Source organism: Streptomyces sp. CA-250714 (assembly GCF_050936705.1).
Taxonomy (GTDB): domain Bacteria; phylum Actinomycetota; class Actinomycetes; order Streptomycetales; family Streptomycetaceae; genus Streptomyces.
Window position 1 is genome coordinate 17,625 of record NZ_JBNJMI010000002.1, and the last position, 21,521, is coordinate 39,145.

Annotated in this window: 18 protein-coding genes and 3 pseudogenes; 10 read left to right on the plus strand and 11 right to left on the minus strand. The window is 69.7% G+C overall.

Annotation, left to right across the window (positions count from 1 at the left end; translation table 11 throughout):
- Nucleotides 1-67 precede the first annotated feature (67 nt).
- Nucleotides 68-778, plus strand: coding sequence for a TetR/AcrR family transcriptional regulator (locus ACQEU8_RS18985; protein WP_433102584.1), 711 nt, complete (start codon nt 68-70; stop codon nt 776-778).
- 152 nt (nt 779-930) lie between these two features.
- Here ACQEU8_RS18985 and ACQEU8_RS18990 read toward each other — a convergent pair whose 3' ends face one another.
- Both ACQEU8_RS18990 and ACQEU8_RS18995 read right to left on the minus strand, forming a co-directional pair.
- Complete coding sequence (locus tag ACQEU8_RS18990; protein WP_433102586.1) at nt 931-1,404, minus strand: histidine phosphatase family protein; 474 nt, start codon at nt 1,402-1,404, stop codon at nt 931-933.
- A gap of 211 nt (nt 1,405-1,615) precedes the next feature.
- Nucleotides 1,616-2,869: an MFS transporter gene (locus tag ACQEU8_RS18995; RefSeq protein WP_433102588.1), complete on the minus strand. Its 1,254-nt coding sequence runs from the start codon at nt 2,867-2,869 to the stop codon at nt 1,616-1,618.
- Nucleotides 2,870-2,978: 109 nt separating this feature from the next.
- Between ACQEU8_RS18995 and ACQEU8_RS19000 the strand changes: the two genes are divergently transcribed.
- Nucleotides 2,979-3,914 (plus strand): TetR/AcrR family transcriptional regulator, encoded by a 936-nt coding sequence (locus tag ACQEU8_RS19000; protein ID WP_433102590.1) that lies wholly within the window; start codon nt 2,979-2,981, stop codon nt 3,912-3,914.
- 414 nt (nt 3,915-4,328) lie between these two features.
- Here the strand turns inward: ACQEU8_RS19000 and ACQEU8_RS19005 are convergent, their stop codons facing one another.
- Complete coding sequence (locus tag ACQEU8_RS19005) at nt 4,329-4,508, minus strand: hypothetical protein (protein ID WP_433102592.1); 180 nt, start codon at nt 4,506-4,508, stop codon at nt 4,329-4,331.
- Nucleotides 4,509-5,430: 922 nt separating this feature from the next.
- Here ACQEU8_RS19005 and ACQEU8_RS19010 point away from each other — a divergent pair.
- Nucleotides 5,431-6,186: pseudogene (locus ACQEU8_RS19010) on the plus strand (TniB family NTP-binding protein); the annotation flags it as partial.
- Nucleotides 6,187-6,504: 318 nt separating this feature from the next.
- Nucleotides 6,505-6,876 carry a hypothetical protein gene (locus tag ACQEU8_RS19015; protein WP_433102594.1) on the plus strand — a complete coding sequence of 124 codons (372 nt, stop codon included), beginning with the start codon at nt 6,505-6,507 and terminating at the stop codon, nt 6,874-6,876.
- Nucleotides 6,877-6,894: 18 nt separating this feature from the next.
- Here ACQEU8_RS19015 and ACQEU8_RS19020 read toward each other — a convergent pair.
- Together ACQEU8_RS19020 and ACQEU8_RS19025 are read right to left on the minus strand one after the other, a co-directional pair.
- Nucleotides 6,895-7,772: pseudogene (locus ACQEU8_RS19020) on the minus strand (IS5 family transposase).
- A 178-nt stretch (nt 7,773-7,950) separates the two neighbouring features.
- Nucleotides 7,951-8,553, minus strand: coding sequence for a TetR/AcrR family transcriptional regulator (locus ACQEU8_RS19025; RefSeq protein ID WP_433102596.1), 603 nt, complete (start codon nt 8,551-8,553; stop codon nt 7,951-7,953).
- A gap of 98 nt (nt 8,554-8,651) precedes the next feature.
- On the opposite strand from ACQEU8_RS19025, the gene ACQEU8_RS19030 reads away from it, so the two are divergent.
- Nucleotides 8,652-8,999 carry a hypothetical protein gene (locus tag ACQEU8_RS19030; RefSeq protein WP_433102598.1) on the plus strand — a complete coding sequence of 116 codons (348 nt, stop codon included), beginning with the start codon at nt 8,652-8,654 and terminating at the stop codon, nt 8,997-8,999.
- Entirely contained in the window at nt 8,992-9,315 is a 324-nt protein-coding gene (locus tag ACQEU8_RS19035; protein ID WP_433102600.1) for a hypothetical protein, read from the plus strand. Before ACQEU8_RS19030 ends, ACQEU8_RS19035 begins: the two co-directional genes overlap by 8 nt.
- A gap of 1,392 nt (nt 9,316-10,707) precedes the next feature.
- On the opposite strand, the gene ACQEU8_RS19040 is transcribed toward ACQEU8_RS19035, so the two are convergent.
- Nucleotides 10,708-11,604, minus strand: a complete 897-nt coding sequence (locus ACQEU8_RS19040) for a ribosome-inactivating family protein (RefSeq protein WP_433102602.1) — start codon at nt 11,602-11,604, stop codon at nt 10,708-10,710.
- Nucleotides 11,605-11,689: 85 nt separating this feature from the next.
- A complete protein-coding gene (locus tag ACQEU8_RS19045) occupies nt 11,690-12,292 on the minus strand; it encodes a hypothetical protein (RefSeq protein ID WP_433102604.1) in 603 nt (200 codons plus the stop codon).
- A 259-nt stretch (nt 12,293-12,551) separates the two neighbouring features.
- Here ACQEU8_RS19045 and ACQEU8_RS19050 point away from each other — a divergent pair, with 259 nt between their 5' ends.
- Nucleotides 12,552-13,505: a helix-turn-helix domain-containing protein gene (locus ACQEU8_RS19050; protein ID WP_433102606.1), complete on the plus strand. Its 954-nt coding sequence runs from the start codon at nt 12,552-12,554 to the stop codon at nt 13,503-13,505.
- Nucleotides 13,506-13,524: 19 nt separating this feature from the next.
- On the opposite strand, the pseudogene ACQEU8_RS19055 reads toward ACQEU8_RS19050, so the two are convergent.
- Both ACQEU8_RS19055 and ACQEU8_RS19060 read right to left on the minus strand, forming a co-directional pair.
- Nucleotides 13,525-13,753: pseudogene (locus ACQEU8_RS19055) on the minus strand (hypothetical protein); the annotation flags it as partial.
- A gap of 321 nt (nt 13,754-14,074) precedes the next feature.
- Nucleotides 14,075-14,368 (minus strand): hypothetical protein, encoded by a 294-nt coding sequence (locus ACQEU8_RS19060; RefSeq protein WP_433102608.1) that lies wholly within the window; start codon nt 14,366-14,368, stop codon nt 14,075-14,077.
- Nucleotides 14,369-15,121: 753 nt separating this feature from the next.
- Here ACQEU8_RS19060 and ACQEU8_RS19065 point away from each other — a divergent pair.
- Nucleotides 15,122-15,283: a hypothetical protein gene (locus ACQEU8_RS19065; protein WP_433102610.1), complete on the plus strand. Its 162-nt coding sequence runs from the start codon at nt 15,122-15,124 to the stop codon at nt 15,281-15,283.
- Between the two features lie 1,133 nt (nt 15,284-16,416).
- Here ACQEU8_RS19065 and ACQEU8_RS19070 read toward each other — a convergent pair.
- A complete protein-coding gene (locus ACQEU8_RS19070) occupies nt 16,417-17,733 on the minus strand; it encodes an NAD(P)/FAD-dependent oxidoreductase (RefSeq protein ID WP_433102612.1) in 1,317 nt (438 codons plus the stop codon).
- A gap of 281 nt (nt 17,734-18,014) precedes the next feature.
- Nucleotides 18,015-19,181 (minus strand): LacI family DNA-binding transcriptional regulator, encoded by a 1,167-nt coding sequence (locus tag ACQEU8_RS19075; RefSeq protein WP_433102614.1) that lies wholly within the window; start codon nt 19,179-19,181, stop codon nt 18,015-18,017.
- Nucleotides 19,182-19,359: 178 nt separating this feature from the next.
- Between ACQEU8_RS19075 and ACQEU8_RS19080 the strand changes: the two genes are divergently transcribed.
- Together ACQEU8_RS19080 and ACQEU8_RS19085 are read left to right on the plus strand one after the other, a co-directional pair.
- A complete protein-coding gene (locus tag ACQEU8_RS19080; RefSeq protein WP_433102616.1) occupies nt 19,360-20,394 on the plus strand; it encodes an SIS domain-containing protein in 1,035 nt (344 codons plus the stop codon).
- 290 nt (nt 20,395-20,684) lie between these two features.
- On the plus strand, nt 20,685-21,521 hold the full coding sequence (locus ACQEU8_RS19085) for a PfkB family carbohydrate kinase (RefSeq protein WP_433102618.1): 837 nt from the start codon (nt 20,685-20,687) through the stop codon (nt 21,519-21,521).

Sequence of the window (21,521 nt, forward strand, 5' to 3'; positions counted from 1 at the left end):
GCGGCACCTCCCCCTGGCCTCTCCCGGCGTTTTTGTGCGATCGCTTCAAAACGCTTAGAGTGCGACCATGGCGAGGCCCAGGAAGTTCGATGAGACTCGCGCCCTCACCGCGGCGATGAACGCGTTCTGGCGGCAGGGCTACGAAGCGACGTCCACCCGTGACCTGACCGACTGCACCGGCCTGGGGCAGTCGAGCCTGTACAACACCTTCGGCGACAAGCGGCAGCTGTACCTTCGCACCCTGCGCCGCTACTACGAGACCAACACGGAAGAGCAGGCAGTCCTGCTCGACCGGCCCGGCCCCGTCAAGGAACGGTTGCGCGCATGGATGGTGCAGGCGATCGACGCCGACCTGTCGGGCCCCGATGCCTCCGGGTGCTTCGTCATCAATGCCTCGGTCGAGAAGGCCGACGGGGACCCTGACGTCAAGGAGGAGGTGCTGCGCCACTTCACCGCCGTGGAGGAGGCGCTGCGCGGGGCCGTGGCCCAGGGGCAGCGCACCGGCGAGATCGACCCGGAACGCGACGCGGGCACGCTGGCCCGCCAAGTGCTCAGCACTTACTACGGGTTGCGCCTCCTGGCCCGGATTCACGGCGACCGCGGCGCACTGCTCGACGTGGTCGACAGCGCGCTGGACGTCCTCCAGCGCCACCGCAGCGCGACGACGTGGCCCAGCCGCACGGGACCGAGCCGAGGAATGGCTGAGAAACCCCGGTTCAGAGGCCCTGCCGCGGATCCCAACTTTCGCCGGACCCCGCAGAAAATGACAAGGACCTGAGGCGAAGTGGTGGGTAGCCCCTTGCTCTGGTCAGCTACGGGCGAGTTCGGAAACAGGTCTCACCAGCTCAACAACGTCAACCAACCGTGACCAGCCCTCCAGAGCCCGCCGACCGTCCGGTCGGCGGGCTCTGGAGGGTCGTCTACCAATGGTCAGCCAAGCCGGTACTCCCACCCCTCACGCCAGCCGAAATCGGCCTCTACCAGTACTTCCACAGGCTTGCCGTCAATGAGGTGGTCGAATGCCCACCGAGTGGCGACGTGTCCGGTGACCAGGATCCGGGTGTCCGACCAGCGCAAGGGCAGATCTACCAGGAAGCGGCCCACGCGGTCCACCGCTTGCCGCCAGCTCTCACCACCCGGATAGGGCTGGTCGATGCGCTGGGCTCGGCTGCGATACAACTCAGCAGCGGGCATGCCGTTCCCGTCACCGTAGTCGCATTCCCGCAGCCGCCAATCATGCAGCACCGGCATGTCAGTGCCCTCGACTCGCCTGACGCACCAGCGCGACGAGACGCGGCGCCAGGTCGCCACGACCGGCCCGGCCGGGTGGGATCTGCTGACACCTGCGGGCGCTTGCTCGCCGCCCACGAGCCGGTGACGTTGCCCACCGGTGACCTGGTCCACGGCGACTTCCGCCCCGGCAATATCCTCCTCGATAGCGGTCGCATCAGCGCGACATCGAAGCCCTGGGCAGCGGCAGCAGAGACCAGGTGTGGACGGTTGACGAGACCCGTCCGGTCGGTCAGACCGGACGGGATCTTGGCGTTCCGGGGGCATGTTCGAGGTGGCATCCGAACGCGAACGCCTGCTGAGGCAGGGGCAGGTCCGGCGGTCGTCAGCTGGGGGCCGGGGTGGCCGGCCGGGTTGCCAGGTGGTGGGCCAGCTGGGACAGACCGAGCGCGAGGGCGGCGAGCACGGCGGCGATGAGGCTGAGGTTGTTGGTACCGACCCGAGCGATCCCGATGCCACCGACGGCTCCGGACAGGGCGATGGCCAAGTACAGGATGGCCTGGTTGAGGGAGACCAGCACGGAGGCCGAGCCGGGCTCGAGGGCGAGCAGGCGGTGCTGCTGTGGGGTCGTGATCGCGAAGGCAGCGACGCCGTAGCAGAGGATCAGCGCGATCGCTGCCGCGAAGTGCGAGGTGGTGAGCGGGAGAACGAGCAGGCTGACGGTCAACCATGCCAGCGCTGTCGCGACCACGCGTCGGCTGCCGATCCGGTCGGCGAGGACACCGGCGGCGAGGTTCCCAGCCGTGCCGATGGCCCCGAGTGCAAACATCAGAACGGACAGGCGGATGCCGTCGCCGGACGTCGCGGGCTCGAACACCGCTCCGATGTAGGTGTACGGAATGTAGACGGCGGTGAAGCCGACAAGCGTCGTGCCCAATGTGGCGAGGATCCGTCCCTGGGTGAGGGGCCGCAGCCGCTGCCGCAGCCCCGCGGGCGCGGGAACGGAGAGGGCACGGGGCAGCAGTGCCCGTATCCCGAGCATGCCGAGGGCGGCGAGCACGGCGGCGAACCACAGGGTGGCCCGCCAGCCGCACATTTCTCCCAGCATGGTGCCAAGCGGCGCCCCGAGCGTGACGGCGGCGGTGAACCCAGTGACGGTGGTGGCGATCGCCCGGCCGCTGCGTTCGGGCGGCACCAGCGCGGCGGCGGTGACAGATGCGGTCGGCACGAAGACCCCGACCCCGGTGGCCGCCACGATCTGCGCTGCAAGCACCACGGCATACGACGGAGCCAGCGCCGTGCCCAAGCTGCCGACGAGGTACGTGAGCACGGCGAGCAGCAACACACGGCGTCGTGGCCACCTCGCCGTGAGGGTGGTGAGAACCGGAGCCGCCACCGCGCAGGAGAGGGCGAACACGGTGATCACCTGACCAGCCACGGCCATGGAGATGTCCAGTGACGCACTGAGCATGGGCAGCAGCCCCGCGAGGACGAACTCCCCGGTGCCGACCACGAAGACGCCGACGGCCAGTGCGAGCACCCCCCAGCGGCCGGTGCGGGGGACTGCCTGCGCCGGCGGTTGCGCCGCGGCGCAACCGGTCGGTGACAGTTCGGTGGACTCGGTGGACTCGGTGGACATGCGTCTTCTCGCTTCCTGGTCAATGACCCAAACGGAACCGACTGGTTCCGAACTCCAGGACGGTACCGAACGTTTCCGTTTCTGGCCAATGCCGGGTACTCTCGGCCCCATGCCGACGAAAGCCCGGGAACGCCTGGTCCAGGCCGCGGAGAAGCTTTTTTATGCGGAGGGCATCCGCGCGGTCGGAGTGGAACGATTGCTGGCCGACTCAGGTGTCGGCCGCGCCTCGTTCTACCGACACTTCGACAGCAAGGACGACCTCGTCGTGACCATGCTGCGCGGCTACGACGAGCGCTGGCGGAGCTGGTTGGCGCAGGCGGTGGCCGACCGGGGAGGCTCGCCGCTGGCCGTGTTCGACGCGCTGGCGGAGAGCTTTGCCACCGAGGACTTCCGCGGCTGCGCCTCCATCAACGCCATGGTGGAGATCACCGATGCCACCAGCCCGGCCCACCGGGTGGCCGCCGAGCACAAACGCTCTGTCACCGCGTACCTCGAAGAACTCCTCGCCCTGGCGGGTCACCCGGAGCCCGCCGCGCTCGCCGAGCGGTTCATCCTGCTGCTCGACGGCGCGACCGTCACGGCCCTGCGTGAACGCTCCGTCGAGCCCGCACGGCGGGCGAAGGAGATGGCGGCGATGCTGCTCGCCTCCGCCCCAGCCGGTGAAGCGCCGGCCCGCGCGTCCTCGGCTGACCCGGGGAAACCGGTAACGCGGGAAGCGATCTTGATCGAGTCGGGAAGCAATCTTGAAAGCGTCGAGAACCCGCTGGTCAGAACCGTTCGTGAACGCCCCAGGGACAAAGGGGGCGCCCATGGCATGAAGTGGCGTGCCATGTCGGTCGGCTTCCTGCCCTGGGACCGGGCGCACGCCTTCTTCCGCCGCTGGCCGACCACGGGCTGGTCAAGGAATTGCACCGGCTGCGCGCGAAGATCTGCGGGGTTCTGGGGCGAGATGCCGAGCCGAGTGCCGGGGCGATCGGCTCGCAGTCGGCCAAAGCGGACGCCGTCGTCGGCGCCGACAGCTGCGGCTTCGACGGCGGCAAGCTGATCAACGCGCGCAAGCGGCACCTCATGGTCGACACGCCCGGCCTGCTGCTGGGGGGTGATGGTCACGAGCGCGGATGCCGGCGACCGCGCCACCGCCCAGGCCCTGCTGCACCAAGCCGCCGACGCCCACCACCTGCTGGCCATCGTCAGGTGTGGGTCGGCGGGGGCGGCTGCGCAGGCGCGCCAGGACGGCCAGTCGATCTCGCTTCCTTCGTACGGTTCGGTGTGCGCGTCCTTGAGCAGGCGGTCGAGGGTCGTGCGGGCGCAGATGTGCAGCTCGTTATCGTCCCTGGGCCAGGCGATCGAGATCCAGGACAGGGCCGGGACGCGGTTCTCCCAGTCCACCCACCGGCCAGGGAGATCGAAATCGATCTTTGGGGAGGCGGTTGCCTCGATGTAGCCGCGGTGTTCGGGGCTACTCGGTGGTGTGGCCGGGGTCAGGCAGGTGGGGCGGAAAGTGCTGCTCCAGGATCTCCACCCAACGGTTCAGAACGACGAAGCCGGTGGTGTCGGCCTGCTCCCGGACCAGTTCGGTCAGGGCGTCGATGAACGGCTGAACAGGCGTACCCGGCGGCATCGCGGCGGCCTGCTTCAAGCGTTCATGTGCGGCCGGTACGCCAGCAGCCGGCGCCGGGCCGAGCGGCCGGAGCGGGCGGGGCCGGCTACCCCGACGGTGCTCCAGCCTCCCCCGTTCTCGATTCCGGCTGGCAACGGTGCTCCGGAGGGGTAGTCGGGCTCCCGGCCCCCCACCACGCGCTGCGACTTGCAACGATTCCTCCTGCCCTTGCGCACGGAAGGGGGGACCTCGCTGTTTGCCCTGCTCGGTACCTCGAGGGCGGGGCGCACCCGTCACCTACGCGTCCCCGGGGCGAGGACCAGCGTCTGACTACGCGGCAGCACGGTCCCGGCCGACGCGTAGCCAGACGAGTGGTGGCCTGGGCTGACGCGCAGGACGCGCAAAAAACCACCCCCGGGAGTAAGGACCTCCCACCGCAGTTGCCGCGTCGGCCCGGCCGGCTCGACGGACCGCACCCCCACGCCCGCCTCCCAGTCCTTCAGGTGCGGCTCACGGAGAGATGTCGGGCTGCGCGCCGCCGCTTACCACGCAGGCTGAGCTGGGCCGATGCCGCTGCCTCCCAGGCAGTGATGTGACCCCTGGTGTGACCCCTGTCCAGACCTGTCCCACGACCCGCTGCTGCCCTGTCCGGCCCTGTCCCGCCCTTGTCCGGGAGACAGGGCGCGGACAGCGGCAGATACAGGGGATGAGCTGCCAGGACAGGGCCAAGAAGCCGAGTCCAAATCCCCCGTGCTCCGGCGCCCGGGCCCCGGCCGCCGACAGGACATCAACCTCCCCACATTCAGAGGGAGGTGTCAGCGGCGCCGGCCAGGTTGACCACCACGCGTGACCTGCAGCGATACAGCACGGCGACAGGGCTACCCGCAACCACCCGCACAACCAGTGGCACAACCAGCCGCGCAACCAGGGGCAACCGGACAGGCCCGCAGCGGACCACGGAACCGGGCCGGCAGCAGCCGGGAAGACCACCGCCCTCCTCCACGTCGGGCGGGCCTGTCACCTCGCTCACGCCCAGCAGAACCCGGCATCGGCTGGGCCCGTGCATGCTCCGGTACCGGTCGCCTACGTACTGGTCCCGCCCGGGGCGAGCGCGAAGGCCCTCGCGACCGAATTCGCCCGCTACCTCGGCATTCCCCTCACCATCCGGATGACGCAGGCCCAGATCACCGACGCCGTCTGCCACACCTGCAACCAGGCGGGCGTGCGGCTGGTCCTCATCGACGGGCTCCACCGGCTCAACCCGCGCACCACGACTGGCGCGGAGACCGCGGACCTGCTGAAAGACCTCACCGAACGCATCGGGGCGACGTTCGTGTACGCGGGCATCGACGTGACCGGCACCGCTTTGTTCTCCGGGGTGCGCGGGGCCCAACTCGCCGCACGTGCCGGCCTGGTGGAATGCGGGGCGTTCCCGGCGCGCCTTGGAAGACACGAGCCGTTCCGTGAACTCATCGCCGGGGTCGAGGCAGCACTCGACCTGAGCGCGCACCGGCCCGGCACCCTGGCCCGCCACGCTTCTTACCTCCACCAAAGGACCGCAGGACGGGTCGGGAGCCTCACCCGCCTGATCCGCCAGGCCGCGATCACCGCGATCTGCGACGGCAGCGAACGCATCACCAAACCATCCCTGGAAGCCATCCGGCTCGACCACCTCGCTGAAACCCACCACAGCACACGAGGCCGCCAACCATGCTGACCAGGCACAACACCGTTGACCAGCGAGAACACGAACAGTGCCATTAGACGCAGAAACCATCTGCGGCAAAACCCGGCATTCTCACCGAAGTTGACACAACACCAGGCCAGAGCGCCTACCACCCCGGCCCGACAGCGCCTCAGACGGTTCTCAACCGACCTTCAGCACCCCAGCCCACAACCACCCCCACACCCCAACCCACACCAGAGGCTCGATACCCCAGGATCCGCGGGCCGTTCCTGGCTGACCGCTCGTCAGTCGCCCTGCCGCGGGCTCCTGGCAGGAAAACCGACTGTAGCTGTTAGGGTTCCGCACTCTATGCTTCCTGAGCTGCGCATACTCTTCCGGTCTGCCCTGGCTGTAACGGTGCTCGCCTCTTTGCTGGGGGTTCTGCTCTCGTACTACCGCATCACGGCCGGCGCCGCTTTCGTACTGATTCTGGTCAGCCTTGCCGGCAGCTGGGTTACTGTCATTTTCGGCTTGATCCTGAGCCGTAAGACGAAGCTCGAGCGCAGAGCGCGGTACGAGCGCGTGTACCCGACCCGCGACGCGCTGCTGCAAGCTCTGGACGACGCGGCGATCCGTACCGTCCGGGACAGCAAGGGGCGCGTGCACGCCGTCCGCGCGCTGCGCAAGCAGGTGCCCGACGTGCCGCTTGCCGAGGCGCTAGCAGTGGTGGATGGCCTCTAGGGCGTGTTTGAGATGTGGTCACAGCGTCTGGCGTATCAACGTGATCTGAATGGTCGCCTGGTAGCGGACGGCGAGCTTGTCGTGCCTTGTAGCGACGCTGCGGGCCTGTTTGAGCAGCCCGATTCGGCACTCAGCCTTGTGCCTGCGCTTGTAGACCTCGCGGTCGAAGGGGGGAGGGTGGCCGCCCGCCGAGCTCCGGCGCAGCCGGTGGCCGGCCTGGTCGCGCTTTTCCGGGATCGTGGGCGGGATCTGCCGACGACGCAGGTAAGGGCGGATCGCCCGGGACGAGTATGCGCGGTCGGCGATCAGGCGCGACGGCCGGGTACGAGGGCGTCCGCTGCCGGCCCGGGCGACATGGATCCTTGCCGTGAGGCGGTTGAACTGCGGTGCGTCCCCGCGCTGTCCGCCGGTGATCGTGACGGCCAGGACGTGTCCAGAAGCGTCCGCTGCCAGGTGGATCTTTGTCGTCAGGGCGCCGCGTGAGCGCCCCAGCGCGTGGTCGTCCGGCTCGGCCGCCAGGCCGTGCGGGGAGGGCCGGCCCGGATCACCAGCCCTTTTTTGCGGGCCCCGGCAGCGTGCTGGTGGGCACGGCACACGGTCGAGTCGACGGAAACCTCCTACTCGATCACACCGTCGGCATCGGCTTTGATCTGGAGCTCTTCGAGGATGCGAGGCCAGGTGCCGTCGAACTGCCATCGCCGGAAGACCGGGTACGCGGTCTCCCACGGCCCGGACCGCTCGGGAACATCCCGCCAGGGTGAGCCGGTTCTCGCCCGCCACCAGATCCCATCGAAGACCTGACGCCGGTCCCTCGGCGGACGCCCCATCTTCGGAATCGGCGGCAACAGCGGCTCCAGCCGTTCCCACTGTTCATCGGTCAGATCCCCACGAGCCATACGAGACCGCTCCATTGGCAAGATCAACATTCCGGGGATTCCTGGGCCCCACGAGTCACCTTGCGGTTCTGGCGCGTGACACCTCAGCAACCGGCGAACGTGCACGTTGTTCTTCTGCGATCCCCAAGTCCGGCTGTCGGGCGCCGCGGAGTGGCTCACCGCAGCTTGCCGGGGGAGCTCACTGCGTCGGCTCGGGGAACATGACCGTCATGACGCCAGCGGTGAGGGCCGCCACATCTGTGGCGGGGTCCACCGCCGCCCGCAGGCCGAGGCTGCCGCCCAGCGCGCCCAGCACCACGACAACCTGTTCCAGCGGCATGGCCGGCTGGATGTGCAGGCGTCGGCAAGCGCCCTCCAGCAAAGCGACGATCTGCTCCTCATGGCGGCGCTGAGCGGCCACCGAGACGGCTGCGGCCTCGGGATGACTCGTGGCCGCGGCCATGAACTCCATGGCGGCGGTGCTCCACCTCGCCGCGTCGCGGTCGTCGGTGAAAGCGCTCGGGATCAGTGCGGCGATCAGTTCCTGCCGACTGGACACCCGGTCCAGGGTTTCGCCGAGCAACTGCAGATGCGCCTCGGTGTGGGCATCGACGACGGCCTGCCACAAGCCCTCCTTGCCTCCGAAGTGCTTGTACACGGCGCCGCGCGTGTAGCCGGCCTCCTCGGCGATCTCGTCGACCGTCGCCGCCAGGAACCCCCGGCGCTGGAGCACCGAACGGCCTGCCTCCAGCAGCCGCTCGTGGGTGACCTGCTGCTGCTCGGCCCGTGTCAACCTGCCCACCTGACCTACTCCATTCAGTAACAGCGTGTTTCCAGAAACGCTACGTTACTATAGTGGGGTCGCTCGGCGCTTCGGATAAGGCAGGAGTCGGCCCGGTAATGAGCGAAAAAGTGGCCATCGCGGCGGGAGCAGTCGGCGCGCTGACAGTGCTCTGCTGGGTGGCGGACCATGCGCTGCTGTGGCTGGAGGCCCGCGGCTGGGTGTACTGGCGAAAGAGCAAGGGGCTGAAAGCCATGGGTGTGGATCTGATGCTGGAAGGTTCCCCCGCGGCGAAGGCGCTCGAGCGGGCGATGCAGGACGAGCGGATGCGCAAGAACGCACGGCTGACCGAAGAGCCGCCCTTCGACGTCGACCTGGACGCCGGCACGGTGCGGATCCGAGGCGAGATGAAGGGCGGCGGAGTCAAGGCCATGAGCGTGGACGGCAAGGCGGCGACGCGTGAGTGAAGTCGTCCCCTACCTGGTGGCGTCCGGCTGTCTGATCGCGGTGACGGGGTTCTTCACCTGGCTGAAGCGCGTGATGCTCCGCCGCGGACTGGCCGGGTCCGCTCTACGCGGCGCGTTGGCCTCCTACGAGGAGGCCATGCGCATCACCTCCCACGAGTCCCACATCGAGATCCGCGCCCAGGCCGACCGACAGACACCGGTCGTCACCGGCGACCCACGGTGGACCGGCCGCACCGCAGCGGGCACGAGCGCGGCCCGCACGCGGCGGCCCCGCCGCCCAAGCAGGCGCCGCCTGCGCCGATGGTTGGGCCGCTAGCCGCCCGAGCGGCAACTGCGCCGACGTGCTCCTGCTCGGCGGTCACCGCTGCTATCGGTGCACACCCCCAGACCGGGACACCTTGCCCCTGACCACCGAGACCCACACCCCAACCGTGTGGCCGGCGTACTCGCTACTACGTCTCAAACTCCCCCTGGAGCCCTGAGACCCCTTGCAGGTGGCCACCGTCCGCAGGGCGCCTCGGCACGCCAGCTCGGTCACTGCGGCGCTATTGGAGGCAGTCACCGCGCAAGGCCCACACCGGTGAAACGCGGATGACACCTCAGCGCTGAAAGATCCATGACGTCCATCACGCAGTGCACGGCTGCCGGGCCCAGACTGACCCACCTCCGTCAGGGAGCCGCGCCTTCGGCCGGCTCTTGTGCGCACCAGCCGGTGACTTCGGGCGGTGGTGCCGTCCAGGGAGCACCGACCAGCTCCGGGCAGACGTGGCCGGACCGGGGAAGTCCTGCTGTCGGTCTGCCGGAGCTGCTCACCCGTGGCGCCGTCGACGGCCCACTGACTCTCTGCGGCCGAGGAGTTGGGGCAAGCCGGTCGTGTCCTTCTCGCGGGGTGTGCTGTGGTGAGCGGTGCTCAGTGGCCACACAGTGGGTGGCGGCGTCTTCCGGCCGGTGTTCTTTGGCCGGAGCGGCTGGAGTGGCGGAGTCTGCGCTGTTCCGCGGAGTCGGTCAGACGCGGCAGGCGGGCTCGCTCCAGCGGGTGGGTGACGAGACGGCCGCTTTTGTGGTGGGTGGCCGGAAGGGGGATGAACACGGTGGCGCGGAGGGAGGGGCGTGCCCCGTGGGGCACGGGGGGTGGGTCATGCAGCTCTGTCGGGTGTTCGTCGGGTTGTGGAGTGTCGCGGTGTGGACGTCCAGAGCGGTGTCGGTGAGGCGGGCGGTGGGCAGCTGGGGTATCGAGGCGGCGGTGTCGCAGGGCGCGGCCAGTTGGGCTGCCAGGTGTGGGTGGGCGGTGGGGGGTGGTCGTGTGGAGGCGGTAGGAGGTCTGGCTGCGGTCGGCAGGCGGGCGCAGGGGGCGGGGTGAAGGCGTATTCGTCGGCTGTCGGTGTCACCGGCAGGCGCAGCCGGTGACACCGGGGAGCGGGCCGTCCGGGGAGTACCGATCTGCTTCGGGCAGGCGTGGGCGGAGGCGCCGGGAGCGCGGCCAGGCGCCGAGCTCCCGGGCTGGGAAGAGGAACACAACACTTCCCATCGCAGAGTCCGTGCCCGGTGGCTGGTGGTCTCTGCTGGGAGCCGGTAGCTCTTGTACGGCGGCGCCCCGGCGTTCACAACCGATCCCTTCGAGGTGATCAAGATTTCTTGAAGGTCTTCTCAGCCGTCCGGGCCCGCCGTTTGAGTTGACGGCGCCTTCTCTGCCTCCGGTTTTGGTATGTCAGTGCCTGGTCGGTGGCTTGATGAGGTATATCCGGCGGGCCAGGTCCAGCGCGGTCAGCAGTACCCGGGCGCCGTTCCAGTCGTACCTGCGGGGCTGTCGCCATACGGAGCCGTTGTCGCCGCTCGGGTCGGCCGCGTGTGCGTTTGCGACGACTGTAGACCGGTCGGTCCAGTCGTGGAGCTCGTTCTCGTGGTCGCCCACGGTCCAGTCCTGTCCTCCCCGGATGTGTTCGGCGATCAGTCGGGGGATCACCTGGAACCGTGCCCCTTCGGCCAGAGCCACGGCCAGCGTCTCGACGTGGTCGCGCAGCCTTCCGTTGCCCGGGCCCGGGTCGTGGTCGAACAGGGTGCGTACTGCATTCCGCAGATGGCCCCGGCCGACTTGGATGCGGGTGGCGTCGCGGTAGGTGACGGGGAAGGGGAAGCGCGACCTGTCGGCGTTCGGGTACACCTGTGCGGGGATCATGTCGCGGTCGCCCTCGGCGAACGTGTAGACGGTCTGGCGGTTTCCGTGCTCTACGTAGAATCCCAGCAGGTAGGTGTCGGATCGGCGGAAGAGCGCGCGGACCATGCCGCCGTGGATGTTGTCCCGTTCGGCCAAGCGTCCGATGTTGATCGACTGGAAGGCGTTGGCGTCGGGGTTCCGGATCAGATAGCCGGTCCCGGGCTGCTGGGCGGCCTCGTCCCCTCGCAGGGCTCTGCGGATGTTCGCGATCGTGTGGGTGTAGAGGTTGGCGAATTCCTCGTCGCTTCCCACTGCCCTCGGCTGCGGCTGGCTCTGGCTCTGGCTCAGCGGCCGGCCCTGGGCCTGTACCTGGGCGGGCGCGTGCTGTCCGGCCCGGGCCTGTGCACCGTAGGTGAGCGTGCCTCCCGCGCTCAGTGTGCCTGCCAGCACCGCGACCACAACCCCTGCGCTGGCCAACCGCCGCCGGGCCGGCCTGTGTTCAGGTGCTCGTGTCATCTCTCGTCGGCCTTCCATGTCAGGCCCAGAACTCGAACTCGGCCTGCAGCGTGCCCTTGGAGATCCGGCCCCCGTCGCTCCAGTAGAGGGCCTTGTACTCCTTGCCCTTCGTCAGCTTCGTGTCGATCAGGGTGGAGCCGTAGGCGCCGCAGTTGGAGGTGCCGCAGGCCCAGTCCCAGGTCACGCGTTTGCCGTTGCTGTCCAGGATCTCGATCCAGTCCCACCCGTCGTACGGGTCCCGCCCGGAGGGCGTCATCCAGGTCACGTTGACGCCTTTGATGTGGGACTGGTACCACCAGCCTTTGAACTGGCCCGGCGACACATCACTGATCAGGAACTCGGTGTTGAGCTTGTCTCGCTCCGCGGTGAGGTTCCTGCGGCCCAGGCCTTGGTCCGTCGGCGGCTGCCAGCTCTCACGCGTCGAGTCGGCCGTCGGAGCCGCCTGCGCAGCGGCCTTCGCCGGCTCCTCCGGGCCCTGCGTCGTCGCGGAGGCTGAGCCCAGCGCCACCGCGGTGAGCAGCAGAGTACTTGCCGCGGCGGCCGCCGCCAGCGCGGCTGGGCGACTACGGGTATAGGCCATCGTCTTCCTCTCCTCGTTGCTGCGGCTCTTCGTGAAATGCATGGGTCCTCTTTCTTGTCGGCATCTCCCCGGTGGGTGCATCGGCCAGTGGGTGCATCGGCCAGTGGGTGCATCGGCCGGTGGGCCGGCGGCGCGGGGATGGGGTGGGTCTTGCTGTGGTGGCCGCCTCACCTTGGCCACAGCGGCCCGCGCTTCGCCACAGGTGTGGGGCGGGATGGGATGTCAGAACGTTTTCCCCTGGCTGTCCTGCAGGGATGCGGGCGGGTGGAATATCCTCTGGGACGGGCTGAGGGGGGCGGTCATGACGGATGCGGAAGTGGGCAGTCTGGCGGCGCTGCTCCAGGAGCTGAAGGACCGCACTCCCTTCAGCTACAGCGCTCTTGCCAAGCGGCTGGGAGTGAGTCCCTCCACCCTCCACCGCTACTGCCGCGGCACCACCGTGCCCGCCGACTACGCCCCCATCGAGCGTTTCGCCCGCCTGTGCAAGGCCACCCCCGCCGAACTGGCCGAGGTGCACCGGCGGTGGGCGCAGGCCTACGCACACCGAACCTCCGCCGTGCCGACAGCTCCCGCCACCCGGAATCCACAAGAGGGGCCTGTCTCCCGTCCCGCCCCGTCGCCTCCCGCCCCCGGGGCGGCTGCGGTGAACGGGCCGGGGCCGGTGGCCTCGGTTCGCGGTGTGGCGGGGCGAGTTGCGGGGTTGGTCATTGCAGCGGCGGCCTTGGTGTTATCCGCTTTGACCCCGGGGGCCGCCCGCGCACCCTCCGGCCCTGCGCAAGCCGCCATGGAGACCGCCCCCACAACCTGCCTGGTCAACGTCGCTACGGAGCGCAGGCGGTGCTTTTCGACTTTCCGTGAGGCCATCGCCGCCTCCACACACGGAAGGATCACCAACGCGCCTGTATCGGCCCGGAAGGCCGCACGCGACGGACGGCTCATCGACAGGCTCCGCGAGCCCACCACCGCAGGGGGGCAGGAAGTACGGCTCGGCATCCTTTACCAGGGCCGGAACTACGGCGGCAACGCCTGGGTAATCACAGGCAGCAGCATCTGCAAGACCGGAAACGGCCGGGACCACACACTGGATCTCCCCGGCCAGGAGAACATCGGCATCAGCTCGATCGTCCCCGTGAACTGCTGGGTGGAACTCTTCACCGGAGCCCACCAGACCGGCCCACGCCAGGAGTACCACCAAGCAACCCCGCACATCGGAGATGTGATGGACGATCAGGCGGAATCGGCGGCCTTCCTGTAAACCCCGCAGCACTTCACGGTCATTGATTTCTCGTCATGGAGCCCGGGGGCCCCTCGCCCCTCAGCCGAGGCTCGGCGGGACGGGGCCCGTACAACGCCCGGCCGCCGGACCCGGACTGGCCGATCTCGGTCATCAGGGCCGGGCTCTCGGTCAGTTCTTCGTCACCACGTCCGGTGACAATCGAGCAGCAGGCCGCCGAGCGGGCCGCCGACCAGCACCCGGTAAGGGGCGGCCGGGGCGGGCGTAGGGGTGCAGGTCGCCGTGGGTCACTGCCGAAGGCCCGCCCGGGGTCAGGTGGTCGGCATGTTGCAGGTGCTTCACGTCGGTCCCGCGCACGCCCGGGTGCTCGGCCCCAGGGCGCGTGCAGGAGCTGACGCCCGGTCCAGTCCATTTCCTTGTACGGCGGCGGAGTGTTGGAGGGCTTCGATGTCCCGGCTGTCGTGGAGGGGTGGCTTAGGGGGTGTCGGGCGCATGACCGGACCGGCACCGCTGGCCCTCACCGCCACCGACACCCCACCGCCGCAAGGTCGCATCCGAAGCGGGGCGTTCCGGGGTCGGCCACCCGTTCCTCAGAAAGGCCGGCCGGTGACAGAGGTTGGTGGCAGGTCGGGGCGGCATATCTCGCAGGCGCCGAGTTTGGCTTGGACGTCGCTGCGCGGAACGGACTCGATATCGTGAATATCGTGCCCTTTCCGTTGTGCGTACCGCTGCCCGTCCTTGAGGCCCTCGCAGTTCGGTGTGCGGTGGTAAACACTACCGCCCTTGGTGACGTAAACCCTTCGCGGAAGGTTCGACTGGGCTGAGCGGCAATGGTCGCATTGAGAAGACGGGAGGAACATGACTTCGCAGAAGTCGTCAACCATGACTCATATTCTACGGGGCTGCTCCTCCCGTGACCATGCCATATCAGTCAATCAACGTCGCGATCTGGGGTTGCATCGGCGGCTCCTGAAAGGGTGACAGTTCGAAGCATCCAGGGATTTCGTTAGTCGGCTCATCCCGCGCTGGGAAGGGGGCATGGAAATGCCGGTCGTCCGGCTCCGGTAACACCAGGTATATCAGGAGGCGGGTTTCCCTGAGTGGGTGGGATTTTCTGTGAGGTCATCTGTGTCTGTCCCAGGACTGCGGGGGCATTGTCTTCACAGCCGGCTCCGGGAAGGCAATCACGGCCGCTTCGGGCCGCGCTGGAGGGCTTCCCGGCGGCCGCATCTCATGACGGTGCCGACCTTGGGCTTGCTCGTGCAGACCGCTGAGGCGTGACGCCTGGTGGGCCCACGAGCCCGTGGTCGCCGTGTGCTCGATGGAAAAGCACGGGGTCCTGGAGCGGTTCGGAGCCGCACATCACCAGCCTGATCCAGCTCGGCCTGTGGGCCGGGCAGGGGACGGTCATCGTGTTCGCTACCTGCGTCTCTCTCGTGGATTGTGAGGGCGTCGGCGCACCGGATGGGGTCTGTTAGACGGTCCGTAGGCTCGCTGGAGGCCCTTTTGGCGGACGGAGAACGTCTCTGCGGCCGGTCTCAGTCGACGGCTTTCGATCCCGGCGTCGTAGGGCCGTGGGGCCGTGGGAGCGCGCACGGAACCGCCAGCGATCCGGGGCAGGCCTGGGGCAGCGGTCCATGACAACGTCCGCATTCCTGCGGGCTTCCGGCTCGACCTGCTGCCACGCGCGCGCCCTGGCCGCACCCGGGTGGCAGAAAAAGGGCGCGGAGTGCCAGGAACTGGAGATCGCAAGTATGGCCAGCGATGCGGAAGGGACGTACGACGGTGTGGCTGGCTGAGCTTGGGCTCTCGGAAGCGATCGAGTAAGGCATCCTCGGCGGGTTGGAGATCGACGTACGGGAGATCCGCGGCCCCTCACCCGTGTTGAGGCTCTCGGAGGAGGCGCAGCGAGGTCGGCGTCCTGGCCCTCCTGCAGACCACGTTCCTGGAGCACGCGGCCGCGCGTTGCCTCTGCGTGGTCATGACTTCCACCGACGCGTGGAGGCGGTGGAGGCTCTCTAGAAGGCGTACCAGTCCGGCGTCGAGCATGATGCGGTCAACCATCTGTTCCAGGCTGCTGCTGGTGCCGATCACCCTCCGGCCCTGCCCGGCCCGTCCGGGAGACAGGGCACCGACCGGGGCAGACGGGGGAGCTGGCAGGCCAGGAAGGCCCAGCCCGAACGCCCCTGGATCTGGGAGGCACTGCGGTCTTCGTCCTGCGCTGTGTGCCAGGCATGCGGTGCGGGGGTGGTGCCGGTGGAGGACAAGCCGAGGCGGTGCCGGTCTGAGTACAAGCGCTGCCGCCGCCCGCTGCCGCGGAACGCGTCCTCGCGCCGCCGGTGCAGCGGTCCGAACTACGCGGCCGACGCCAACCGGCTGCGCCGTCGGCGTGCGTGAGCGAGCGGGCCTGGGAGCTGATGGGCTGTCACGGCCAGTGCCAAGGTCGCTCGAACCTGCGCACGAGCGCAGGACAGCAGGACCGGCTCCCGGCTGGGCGGACCTGCGCCGGGCCGGAGTGGCGGGTGGTTCTGTAGGCCGCGAACCGCTGCTGCCGGCCCTCGCGATCGGGTTCGCCGTCCTGTGCGTACCGCTGCTGCACGGTCAGCGATTCCCTTTGTCTCGCTGCTGCTGTTGGTGTGGTGTGCCGGGATGGTGGGCTCACGGGCTGTACGGCGGTCACAGCGGCGGTGAGCGCCGGGGTCTTCCCGGCGCGGGTGCGTGCCGCGGGTATCGGCTTGCCCTGCTTGCTGGCCATGGCCCTCTTCGGCTGCACCGCACCCCTGCGTCGGCACCCTCTTCGAGGAGCTGGAGCTGCCGGACGCCTTCCCGTGGTATCGGTGCTGTGCCTGCTGTCCGCGCTGGGTATCCGCGGCTGACGGAGCGGGCCCGAGGAGACCTGGAGCGGTGACCGGCGAGCGGGTGCGCTCGGGTGTCAGCCGTCGAGGAGCCGTGCGGGGCGGTAGGGCTCCAGGGTGGGCTCGGCGCGGCCGGTGTGCAGTTCGGCCGCTATCAGCTCGGCCAGTCCGGCGGCCAGGGTGACGCCGCTGTGGGTGACGACCACATAGAGCATGCCGGTGGAGGGGCCGTTGCGGTCTCCGTCGCCGGGCATCGGTGCTGTGCCGGGGAGGGGGCCGATGACGGGGCGGCCGTCCAGCGGGAGTGGGCGTACGCACATCCGGCGCTCGAGTACCCCGGCCCCGGCCAGGCCGGGGACGAGGTCGCGGGCGCGCGCCAGCAGAGTGGCTGCCCAGCGGTCGATTTCGGCGGCGGGTGTGTGCAGGTCGACTGGTACGTCGCCGGACTCCAACTGCACGGTGGCGCCGCCGTCCTCGTCGTGGGGGCGCAGGTGGACGCGCGGGGTGTGCACGATCCGCCTCAGCGGTCTCGCCACCGGCCCAGCCCGTACGACGAGTCCAGGGGCCGGTGAGCCGACAGCCGACGGGTCCACGATCGGCAGCGGCTCCCCGGCCAGGGCGGTCACTTCGGGTGTCCACCGGCCCGCGCAGCACACCACCGTGTCCGCCCGGAGGACGTTCCCGTCAGCGGTATGGATGAGCCAACCGCCGTTCTTGTGGCGGGGATCGGGCCCGTGCCCGGCCGTGGGCTCGGTGCCGAAGTCTTCGCGTTGCAGGCCGGTGACGTGGCCGGCACGGCCGGTGCGGATGCTGCCGCCTGCGGCGCGCAGCCGTTTGAGCACGGCGGTGACGAGCCGTTCAGTGAGCACGTAGCCCTCCTCGGGGAACCAGGCGACCTGGGCCACGTCCGCGGGCAGCCGCAGGGACGGTTCGAGTGCGGAAGCCCGTTCAGGCGTGATGAATTCGGCCGGGTAGCCCCACTGCCGCAGCCGTTGTACGCGCTCGGTGAGCCGACCGCCCTCCGCGGGGTCGTCCGGGTCGGCGGGCGCCGGGTCCGCCCAGCGCATGTTGCCCACCGGCCGGTACCAGTCCGCACCGTCGGCCTCCTCGGCCAGCCGCGCCCAGGCACCGAGCGAGGCGATACGCAGTTCGTGGTAGCCGCGGTCGGTCACCCCGTTGGAGTTGAGCCAGGCCAGACTCCAGCGGGAGGTACCGTGTCCGGGCTCCCCGCGGTCCAACAGCGTGACGGCGGGCGCAGGTACGCCGGGCTCGGGTACGCCGGGGGCCGGGCCGTTCGCTGTGCCGAAGGGTACGGTGCGCTGCGCCAGCCGGTGGGCGAGGGTGGCGCCGAGCACTCCCGCGCCGATGACAGCCACATGGGTGGGATGGTTCATGCACATTCCTCCTCGGATCAGCAGCCTGCCGGAAGCGACTCCCCCGACAGCATGCGCGACCGGGAGGACACTTTCACCCTGACGAGGTGCGACTGACGGCGCTCAGCTCCGGCTGCACAGATGGCTTCACCGCTTCAGGCAGTGGCTTCACCGCTACCGGCAACCCGCTGCCGAGCGCCGAGTACCCGGTGCCGAGTACCGGGTGACAAGTGGCCGGGTAGCAGTGCATCGCGGAACATCCGGCCCAGGAAGCCCGCGCGGTCAAGGCATTTGACGGCCAGTCAGCAGGACGGTGGTGGAGCGATGGAGTCCCGCGAGATGAACGTGGTGTCCAGCACGACGCGTTCGGGGCCGGCCTGCGCGTGGCCCTCGATGCGGGCGATGAGAGCCCGCACCGCGCGGGCGCCCAGCTCCTGGACGGGCTGGGCCACCACGGACAGGCGCGGGCGGATGACGCTGGTCCAGTCGGCGTCGTCGAACGTGATGAGGGAGATGTCCTCGGGCACCCGCAGCCCTGCCTCCTGGATGGCCGAGAGGGCGCCCAGGGCGATCAGGCTGTCGGTGGTGAACAGCGCGGTCGGCGGCTGGGGAAGGCTGAGGAGTTCGGCTGCCAGCGCGGCGGGGTCCTGGCCGTGGACGCCGAGCCGTACATAGGTGTCGGGGTCCTCGATGCCGGCCGCGAGGAGGGCGGCGCGGAAGCCGTTGACCCGCTCGACGCCCGTCGAGACCTGCGCGGGCGGCTGCGCACGCCGGCCGGGGCCGTGCCCGCCGTAGGGGCCCCTCCCGTCGCCCTCCTGCCCGTCCGCCCCGTCCTTGCCGGTCTCCCCCTGCCGCCCCTCGGCGTGGGGCCAGTGTTCGCCGCTGCCGCCCAGCGTGACCATGCCGATCCGGCGGTGTCCGGCCTCCAGCAGCCGGCGTACGGCATCCTCGGCCGCTCCCCGGTTGTCGACGGTCACCGTGTCCGTGCGCAGTGACGGCACCTCGCGGTCCAGCAGGACGAGAGGGCAGCGGGCCTCTCGCAGGGCGGCCAGGTGCGAGGTGCTGGAGGGGGAGGCCGGGGCGGTGATGACGCCGTCGACGTGCTTGTCGAGGAGCATCTTGACCGCCGAGAGCTCCTGGGTGAGGTCCTCGTCGGTGTTGGCCAGCAGCACCTGGTAGCCCGCGGCGCGCGCGGTGTCGGTGATGCCGCGGGTGACGCCTGCGAAGAAGGGGTTCTGTATGTCGGCGACCACCACGCCCAGCGTGTGGGTACGCCCGGTGATCATGCTGCGGGCGAGCTGGTTGGGGCGGTAGCCGAGTTTCCCGGCCGCGGCGTGCACCCGCTCCCGCGTCTGTGGGCTCACCGAGCCGTAGTCGGCGAGCGCCCGGGAGGCGGTGGAGCGGGAGACTCCGGCCTCGCGGGCTACATCGGGGATGGTGGCGGGGCGCTGGGTGCGGTGACTGGTCATGGCGGCAACAGATTATCCGCTGCACCGGTATTGACGCTGTCGAAGCGGCGGTGGGAAGGTTCTCACCACTGCGGATGGGAACGTTCCCAACGACGCCTCTCCGCGCGATTGGGAACGTTCCCACCCTGGGGGCTTTCCCTTCGTCCGTCCGCCTTCGTCAGATCTGGAGAAGAACCGCGTGACCACCGCAACCCTGCCGCTCAAGCCCATCAACCCGGACTTCGAGGAGACCGTCTCCTTCGCGCTGGGGCAGCGCGAGGCCGCCCGCGACTTCGTCGAGGGCATCACCGGCTCCGAGGCCGGGCTGCGCAACGTCTTCCTGGTCGGCTGCGGCGGCTCGCTGGTCGCCTCGTACGCCGTGCACCACATGCTGGAGACCCGCGCCCCGTTCCCGGTCTTCCACATGAACAGCGCCGAGTTCCACCTCCGCCGGCCCGCGCTGCTCGGGGAGGGCTCGCTGGTCGTGGTCGCCTCGCACACCGGCACCACCAAGGAGACCGTCGCCGCCGCCGAGTTCGCCCGGGCCGCCGGGGCCACGGTCGCCGCGGTGACCCGGCTGCCGGACAGGCCGCTCGCCAAGGCCGCACACACAGCCTTCACCTACGGCAGCGAGGACACCGTCGCCGCACCCAAGCACGTGCTGTTCGGTCAGCTCGGCCACGCGCTGCTGGAGAAGTCCGGGGTGCCCGGGGACTACGCGCGGCTGCGTGCCGCCTATGAGGCGCTGCCCGGCGCGCTGCACGCGGCGCAGCTGGAGTCGGAGGAGCTGTGCCACGCCATCGCCGCCGGCCTGGCCGACGAGGAGGTGACCTATGTGCTGTCCGCCGGCCCCAACTACGGAGCCGGATACGGCTTCACCATGTGCTACCTGATGGAGATGCAGTGGAAGCACGGCGGCAGTTACCACGCCGGCGAGTTCTTCCACGGCGCCTTCGAGGTGGTCACCGAGGATCAGCCGGTGCTGCTGATGCTCGGTGAGGACGGCACCCGGCCGATGGCCGAGCGGGCGAAGACCTTCCTCGACCAGTACACGCGGAAGGCGTACTACATCGACACCCGCTCGCTCTCGCTGCCCGGCATCCCGGAGGACCTGCGCGGCGAGATCAGCCCGATCGCGCTCAACACGCTCGCCAGCCGTCTCGCGCACCACTACGAGGCGGTGCGCGGCCACGACCTGGACAAGCGCCGCTACATGTTCAAGGTCGAGTACTGAGACACACGGAGGGGGCACCGCTCGAAGGAGCGCATATCCGGGGTGCGTACAGCACCGGCGCACGCCGGGGCGGGGACGGTCCCGTACCGCTCCCCTGGTCCGTTCGGGCATGGTGCGGGGTCCTTCCGCGCCCGGCCGCACCGCCCGACCGGCCGGGACCGCCCCCTCCGCAAGGACGGCCCGTATGCCCTGCCCCGCCGGCACCTGGCGCCTTCGGGCGCCCCGGGTCCCCAGGGCCCGGGCCGCCCCCGTCCCGCCCAACACCCTTTCCAGCACGGACAGGAGAGACCATGCGCATCTGCGGAGTCGGCGACAACGTCGTCGACCGCTACCCGCAGCGAGGCCTGATGTATCCCGGCGGCAACGCTCTCAACGTCGCCGTGCACGCCGCTCGTTGCGGTGCCGAGGCCGCCTACCTCGGCGTCATCGGCACCGACGAGGCCGGTGGGCACATCCGGGCCGCGCTCGACGCCGAGGGGGTCGGCACGGACCGCGTCCGCACCGTCGAAGGCCCCAACGCCTACGCCATCGTGCGCCTGGACGCGGAAGGCAACCGGCACTTCGCCGGTTCCGACGAGGGGATCTCCCGGTTCACGCCGGACGAGGCCGATCTGGACTGGCTGGCCGGCTTCGACCTCCTGCACACCGGAGACTGCAGCAGGCTGGAGCACGCACTGCACCACCTCGCCCGCGCCTGCCCCGTCAGCTACGACTTCTCCGACCGCCCCTGGTCGTACGCCGAACCACTCCTGCCGTACGTCCGCTACGCCGTCTTCTCCCGGCCGGCCGCCGAGGACCGCGAAGCCGCCGCGCTCGCACAGGCCGCGCACCATGCGGGGCCCGGGACGGTGGTCGTGACGCGGGGCGCGGGGGGCGCGCTGGTCTCGCAGAGCGGAACACCGCACCTCCAGCCCGTGATACCCGTCGAGGTCGTGGACACGCTCGGTGCCGGCGACTCCTTCGTCGCACGGCTGCTGGTGGCGCTGCTGGACGGTGCCGCGGTGCCGAGTGCCGCGGCGCAGGCCGCCGCCTACGCTGCCGAAGTCTGCACCCACGAAGGCGCCTTCGGACATCCCCGGGACATCCCCGCCTCTTCCCCCGGCCCGCACACCGCACCCGTGAGGTGA

Excerpts from the sequence above, each read along its gene's own strand:
- ACQEU8_RS18985 (WP_433102584.1), top strand. The coding sequence starts at position 68 with ATGGCGAGGCCCAGGAAGTTCGATGAGACTCGCGCCCTCACCGCGGCG.
- ACQEU8_RS18995 (WP_433102588.1), bottom strand. The coding sequence starts at position 2,869 with ATGTCCACCGAGTCCACCGAGTCCACCGAACTGTCACCGACCGGTTGC.
- ACQEU8_RS19000 (WP_433102590.1), top strand. The coding sequence starts at position 2,979 with ATGCCGACGAAAGCCCGGGAACGCCTGGTCCAGGCCGCGGAGAAGCTT.
- ACQEU8_RS19015 (WP_433102594.1), top strand. The coding sequence starts at position 6,505 with ATGCTTCCTGAGCTGCGCATACTCTTCCGGTCTGCCCTGGCTGTAACG.
- ACQEU8_RS19030 (WP_433102598.1), top strand. The coding sequence starts at position 8,652 with ATGAGCGAAAAAGTGGCCATCGCGGCGGGAGCAGTCGGCGCGCTGACA.
- ACQEU8_RS19045 (WP_433102604.1), bottom strand. The coding sequence starts at position 12,292 with ATGCATTTCACGAAGAGCCGCAGCAACGAGGAGAGGAAGACGATGGCC.
- ACQEU8_RS19050 (WP_433102606.1), top strand. The coding sequence starts at position 12,552 with ATGACGGATGCGGAAGTGGGCAGTCTGGCGGCGCTGCTCCAGGAGCTG.
- ACQEU8_RS19060 (WP_433102608.1), bottom strand. The coding sequence starts at position 14,368 with ATGGTTGACGACTTCTGCGAAGTCATGTTCCTCCCGTCTTCTCAATGC.
- ACQEU8_RS19065 (WP_433102610.1), top strand. The coding sequence starts at position 15,122 with ATGACAACGTCCGCATTCCTGCGGGCTTCCGGCTCGACCTGCTGCCAC.
- ACQEU8_RS19070 (WP_433102612.1), bottom strand. The coding sequence starts at position 17,733 with ATGAACCATCCCACCCATGTGGCTGTCATCGGCGCGGGAGTGCTCGGC.
- ACQEU8_RS19075 (WP_433102614.1), bottom strand. The coding sequence starts at position 19,181 with ATGACCAGTCACCGCACCCAGCGCCCCGCCACCATCCCCGATGTAGCC.
- ACQEU8_RS19085 (WP_433102618.1), top strand. The coding sequence starts at position 20,685 with ATGCGCATCTGCGGAGTCGGCGACAACGTCGTCGACCGCTACCCGCAG.